At 72.2% G+C, this 5,669-nt stretch carries 4 protein-coding genes and 1 pseudogene; 4 read left to right on the top strand and 1 reads right to left on the bottom strand.

The window, feature by feature from the left end; translation table 11 throughout:
• From AB7U92_RS20755 to AB7U92_RS20770, 4 genes and pseudogenes are all read left to right on the top strand, one after another.
• A pseudogene (locus AB7U92_RS20755) lies at positions 1-410 on the top strand (heme d1 biosynthesis radical SAM protein NirJ); the annotation flags it as partial.
• A complete protein-coding gene (locus AB7U92_RS20760; protein WP_428581462.1) occupies positions 407-1,984 on the top strand; it encodes a cytochrome D1 domain-containing protein in 1,578 nt (525 codons plus the stop codon). The pseudogene AB7U92_RS20755 and the gene AB7U92_RS20760, both read left to right, overlap by 4 nt.
• 78 nt (positions 1,985-2,062) lie before the next feature.
• Positions 2,063-2,860 (top strand): hypothetical protein, encoded by a 798-nt coding sequence (locus AB7U92_RS20765; RefSeq protein WP_428581465.1) that lies wholly within the window; start codon positions 2,063-2,065, stop codon positions 2,858-2,860.
• 30 nt (positions 2,861-2,890) lie between these two features.
• A complete protein-coding gene (locus tag AB7U92_RS20770; RefSeq protein ID WP_428581468.1) occupies positions 2,891-4,711 on the top strand; it encodes a diguanylate cyclase in 1,821 nt (606 codons plus the stop codon).
• Positions 4,712-4,726: 15 nt separating this feature from the next.
• On the opposite strand, the gene AB7U92_RS20775 is transcribed toward AB7U92_RS20770, so the two are convergent.
• Positions 4,727-5,485: a (2Fe-2S)-binding protein gene (locus AB7U92_RS20775; RefSeq protein WP_428581471.1), complete on the bottom strand. Its 759-nt coding sequence runs from the start codon at positions 5,483-5,485 to the stop codon at positions 4,727-4,729.
• Positions 5,486-5,669: the final 184 nt, after the last annotated feature.

A 5,669-nucleotide genomic window follows, 5' to 3' on the forward strand; every position in this document is an offset into this window, starting at 1 on the left:
TGCAGTGGGTGCGCGAGCGCTTCCCGCGCTGGGAGGCCCCGCTGCGCGAACGCCTCGTGGCCTGGGGCGGCAACGCCTCCGGCGTGAACGTCGCCAACATCGACAATCTCGGCGTGGTGCACCCCGACACGATGTGGTGGCACCACAGCCTGGGCAGCGTGCGCGAGCGGCCGTTCTCGCAGATCTGGATGGACACCTCCGACCCGCTGATGCGCGGCCTGAAGATGAAGCCGCGCCCGGTGGGCGGGCGCTGCGCGCAGTGCGTGCACTTCGACCTCTGCGGCGGCAACACGCGCACCCGCGCGCAGCAGGTCACCGGCGATGCCTGGGCGGCCGACCCGGGCTGCTATCTGAGCGACGAGGAGATCGGCCTGCACCAAGCCGACAGCGCCGCGGAGGCGGTCGCATGAAGCCCGCCGCACACTGGTGGAAGTTCGCCCTGGCCGCCGGCATGCTCGCCATGGCAGCCGACATGGCGCGCGCGCAGGCAGATCCCGCTGCGCTCTACCGCGAGCACTGCGTGGCCTGCCACGGCGAGCAGCGCCTGGGCGGCATGGGGCCGGCGCTGCTGCCGGAAAGCCTGCAGCGCGTGCGCCCGGCCGAGGCCACCTCGGTCATCGCCAAGGGCCGCACCGCCACGCAGATGCCCGGCTTCGCCGACAAGCTCTCGGCCGAGCAGATCGCCGCGCTGTCGAAGTGGATCTACACGCCGGTGACGCCCGCGCCGACCTGGAGCGAGGCGCAGATCCGCGCCTCGCGCAGCGAGGTCGAGGGCGCCGCCGCACTGCCCGCCCGGCCGGCGTGGAAAGCCGACCCGCTGAACGTGTTCCTCGTCGTCGAGGGCGGCGACCACCATGTCTCCGTCGTCGACGGCGACCGCTTCGAGGTGATGCACCGCTTCGCCTCGCGGTTCGCGTTGCACGGCGGGCCGAAGTTCTCGCCCGATGGCCGCTTCGTCTACTTCGGCTCGCGGGACGGCTGGATCACCAAGTACGACCTCTGGAACCTCGCCGTGGTCGTCGAGGTGCGCGCCGGGCTGAACATGCGCAACGTGGCCGTCTCCGGCGACGGCCAGTGGGTCATGGCCGCCAACTACCTGCCGCACACCGTGGCGCTGTTCGACGCCGACCTGAAGCTGCAGCGTGTCTACGAGGCCGCCACGCTCGACGGCAGGGCGAGTTCGCGCGTGTCGGCGGTGTACGACGCGCAGCCGCGCCGCAGCTTCGTCGTCGCGCTCAAGGACATTCCCGAGCTGTGGGAGATCTCCTACGACCCGAAGGCCGAGCCCATCCACGACGGCCTGGTGCACGACTACAAGATGGGCGAATCGATCGCCAAGCCCGGCTACCTCGGAGTGCGCCGCACGCCGCTGGACGAACCGCTCGACGACTTCTTCTTCGACCAGAGCTACCGCCACGTGCTGGGCGCGACTCGGCCGAAGTCCGACGGCAGCCCGAGCGCGCAGGTGGTCAACCTCGATATCCGCCGCCGTATCGCCGCGCTGCCGCTGGCCGGCATGCCGCACCTCGGCTCGGGCATCACCTTCGCCTGGAACGGCACCACCGTGCTGGCCAGCCCGAACCTGAAGGACGGCGTGGTGCAGGTGATCGACATGAAGACCTGGAAGAGCGTGAAGAGCATCCAGACGCCGGGCCCGGGCTTCTTCATGCGCAGCCACGAGAACTCGCCCTATGCCTGGGTCGACTCGATGATGAGCACGACCGCGAAGGACACGCTGACGATCATCGACAAGCGCACGCTCGAGCCGGTGGCGCAGGTGAAGGAACCCGGCCGCACGCTGGCGCACATCGAGTACACCCGCGATGGCCGCCACGCGCTGGCCAGCGTGTGGGAGCTGGACGGCGCCATCGTCGTCTACGACGCCGCGACCTTCAAGGAGGTCAAGCGCCTGCCGATGAGCAAGCCGGTCGGCAAGTACAACGTCTGGAACAAGATCTCGCGCTCTGAAGGCACCTCGCACTGACACGATTCGTCAATACCCCTTCGTCGGATTGCAGGGAGGCGCCTCGAGGTCTACCCTGCACTGACGGAGGGACCGAGGGTGGACGATCCGGGCGACACGGTGCCGCGCCCGCTGTTCGACAGCGGGCCCGACACGGACTGGAGCGACGCGAGCGCGCCGCGCACCATGGCCGTGCTCTCGCCCACCATGATCGACGCCCTGCGGCACTTGACGCCCGCCGAAGGCGGGGCGCCGGACCTGCTCGAGGTCGTCGCCTGCTGCCTGCGCCTGCGCGAGCCGCTGCTGCTGTCGGTGGTGGTCGACGGCTGGGTCTGGCCGCTGACGCTGTACCCCGGCGCCTGGATGTACCGTGCGCCGGTCGACTGGCGCAAGGCGCCCCCGGCCGGGCTGTGGGCCGCGCGGCTGCTCGCCTGCGAACCGCCGGCAGTCGATGCGCCGGTGCTGGCTCGCCGTGGCCGTGCACGCCAGTTTCCGCCATGCCATTACCCGCTGGGCGGGCTGCTGTGGAGCCTGGCCCTGCTCGGGCCGCGCCAGGGCCTGCTGGGCGCGCTGGCCGGCCAGGAGTTCTTCCGCGTCTTCGAGACCGAACGCGAACCGGACGCCACGCGCCCGAGCGGCGCGCTCGGCTCGGTGGTGACAAGGCTGCTCGCGGTGCCGGCCACCCTCGCCGAGATCGCCCGATGGCCGGGGATGGACCCGATGCGCGCGGCGCGACTGCTCAACGGCCTGTACCTCCAGGGCCGACTGGTGGCCGACGACGGCCCGCTGAATCCGGACGACGAGCACCCCTCGGCCTGGAGCGACACCGTGCCGAGCCGCTGGCCGATGCAAGGCACCTACGTGCCGACCCGCCCGCGCCGAGGCGCGGCGCGCTGAACTGCAGCAGGCGCTGGCCATAATGGCCGGATGCCCACTGCGCCGTCGACTCCTTCAGCACCGCTGCGCCAGGCGCGACGCGCATGGAACCTGCTGCACATCGACTCGCAGCAGGCCCGGCGGCTGGCCGAGCGCGCCATCGAGGCGGCCACGCGCGACGGCGAGCTCGCCGCCGAGGGCTGGGCGCGCATCGCGCTGGGCTACCACCTGCTCTACTTCGGCACCGTGGCCGAGGCGTCGCGCGAACTGCAGCGCGCGCTGCGCTGCTTCGCCCCGGGCAACGACCGCGCCGGCCAGCTGCTGGCGAGTGCCGCGATGGCGCGGGCCATGTGGCGCGAAGGCCGGGTGCGCGAGGCGCTGGCGGCCGTGCTGCCGCTGCGCGACGAAGGCGTGCGCGTGCTGCGCCACGAGCAGCGCGGCGTGCTGCTCAACACCATCGCCGGCTGCTACTCGGCGCTGGGCGACTCCTCGCAGGCCTTCGCCCACATGTTCGAGGCGCTGCGCGACGCCGGCCCCAAGCGCGGCCACGGCTTCGACACCGTGCTGCACTGCAACCTGTCGCACGAGCTGCTGCAGATCGGCGACTACGAGCATGCGCTGCAGCACGTCGACCAGGGCCTGGCCGGCTGCACCCAGCTGAAGAACGCGCGGCTGCTTGGCATCCTGCTGATCAACCGCGTGCTGTGCCTGACCGAACTCGGCCGTGCCTCCGAGGCCTTGCCCGACGTCGCCGCGGTGCTGGCCATGCCCACCGACGCCAGCGGCCGCGGCAGCATCGAGCCGGCCTTCGAGACGCTGGCCATCGCCGCGCTGCGTGCCGGCGACCGCGCGCTCGGCGCGGAACTGGTGGAGCGTGCCCTGGCCGGCGGCGCGTCGCCCATTCCGGACGAGCGCGTCGAGCGCGTTACCGCCGCCGGATTGCTGGCGATGGCCCGCGGCGACGCGGTGGCCGCGCTGCGCACCCTGCGCGCGGCCTACACCGAGGCGGCCCGCGACGACGTCGAGGGCCTGTCGGTGCGCATCCGCGCGCAGTTCTTCGCCGTGCTCAGCGAGGCCCACGAGGCGGCCGGCGATGCCGCGGCTGCACTGGCTGCGCTTCGCCAGGCGCAGCGCCTGGCCAAGGCGCAGTCGCAGCTGGCCTCGCGGGCGCGCTACCAGGCCGCGGCGCTGCAGACCGAGCTGCTGCGGCTGCAGCACCGCCTCGACGAGAACGATGCGCGCCGCCGCCGCACCGAGCGCGCGCGCGCCGAACTGGCGGCCATCAACGAGCAGCTCTCGCGCAAGATCGAGGAGGTTCAATCCCTGCAGGAAGCGCTGCGCCAGCAGGCCGTGCGCGACGCGCTGACCGGCCTGTTCAACCGCCGCCACCTCGGCGACACGCTGCCCGCGCTGTTCGCGCTGGCGCGGCGCGAGGCGCAGCCGCTGGCGCTGGTGATCATCGACCTCGACCACTTCAAGCGCGTCAACGACGTGCACGGCCACGCCGCCGGCGACCAGCTGCTCGCCGCCTTCGGGCAATTGCTGGCGCAGCAGGTGAGGCGCAGCGACGTGGCCTGCCGCTACGGCGGCGAGGAGTTCTGCCTGCTGATGCCGCGCACCGGCGCCGACGCGGCACGGCGCAAGGTGCAACAGCTGTTGCGCCGCTGGCGTGCCATGCGCTTCGAGCTCGACGACGAGACGCTCGAAGGCCTGAGCTTCTCCGCCGGCGTGGCCGATTCGCTGCACGCAGCGGCTTCGCCGGACGCGCTGCTCAAGGCCGCCGACGACGAACTGCTGGCGGCCAAGCGCGAGGGCCGCAACCGCGTGATCGTGGCGCGCCGCGCGGCAGCCGCGATGGCCGGCCTGCAGTGACGGCAGGCTTCGGCGTCAGGCCGGGCAGCTCTGCCACTGCCGGCTGTAGGCGCTGGCTGGCCGGGTGACGCAGGTGGCGCCGGCCGTCTCGCGGGCGCGCCGGCCCATCTCCATCTCGAGCTTGAAGGCGTACTTCTCGAAGAACTCGCCGAACTTCTCGCCGCCGCGCGTGCCCACGGCATGCAGCTGGTCGCGCTGGGCATCCCACTCCAGCAGCACCGCCGCCAGCGGCTGAGGCGCCGGGCCGGACATCACCGCGGCGCCGCGCGCCGGGTCGTAGCGCGAGTTGTCGCCGCAGCAGTGGATGACCTGCGCCGGCTCGTTGCCGATGCCCTTGCGCACGCCGATGAAGCTCAGCGCCGGCGTGGGGTACATCAGCTTGTGGGCGCAGATGGCCGAGAAGGCGACCAGGTTGCGCTTCGGGCCCGCGCCGCCCGGCGCGGCGTAGCGCTGCTTCGCCTCGGTGAGCAGCTCGACGTCGCGCACCTCGCCGTCCATCGCGATCAGGAACACCGGCGAGGCCGCGAACGGGTAGTTGAACAGCAGCGTCTCGCCGGGCCGCAGCGCCTTGGCCGAGATCGGCTGGCCGTTGGCATCGACCAGCAGCGAGCGCGGGTGGCTCTGCCGCACCTCGCCGGCCACCGTCGGCAGCAGGCCGCTGGCCGCCCAGGCGCCGGCCACGCATGCGGCCTGCTGCATCAGTGAGCGGCGGGCATCGTCGGCCGGCTCGTCGTGATCGAGGGAAGGGGCTGGCGGCTCGTGGTGCTGCGGCATGGCGACAAGCTACCGCACTCGCAGACGTCCCGCAATGCCTGCGCATCCGGGCTTGCCCGATCAGGCCAGCCGATCTCGCAGCGCCGTCTTCAGCACCTTGCCGTAGTTGTTCTTCGGCAGCTCGGCCACGAACTCGTAGCGCTTGGGCCGCTTGAAGCGCGCCATCTGCGCGAGGCAGTGGGCG

Source organism: Piscinibacter sp., from assembly GCF_050175855.1.
Lineage (GTDB): Bacteria > Pseudomonadota > Gammaproteobacteria > Burkholderiales > Burkholderiaceae_C > Piscinibacter.

Bases quoted from the DNA above. Each gene is read 5' to 3' on its own strand.
- AB7U92_RS20760 (WP_428581462.1), top strand. From the start codon at position 407: ATGAAGCCCGCCGCACACTGGTGGAAGTTCGCCCTGGCCGCCGGCATG.
- AB7U92_RS20770 (WP_428581468.1), top strand. From the start codon at position 2,891: ATGCCCACTGCGCCGTCGACTCCTTCAGCACCGCTGCGCCAGGCGCGA.
- AB7U92_RS20775 (WP_428581471.1), bottom strand. From the start codon at position 5,485: ATGCCGCAGCACCACGAGCCGCCAGCCCCTTCCCTCGATCACGACGAG.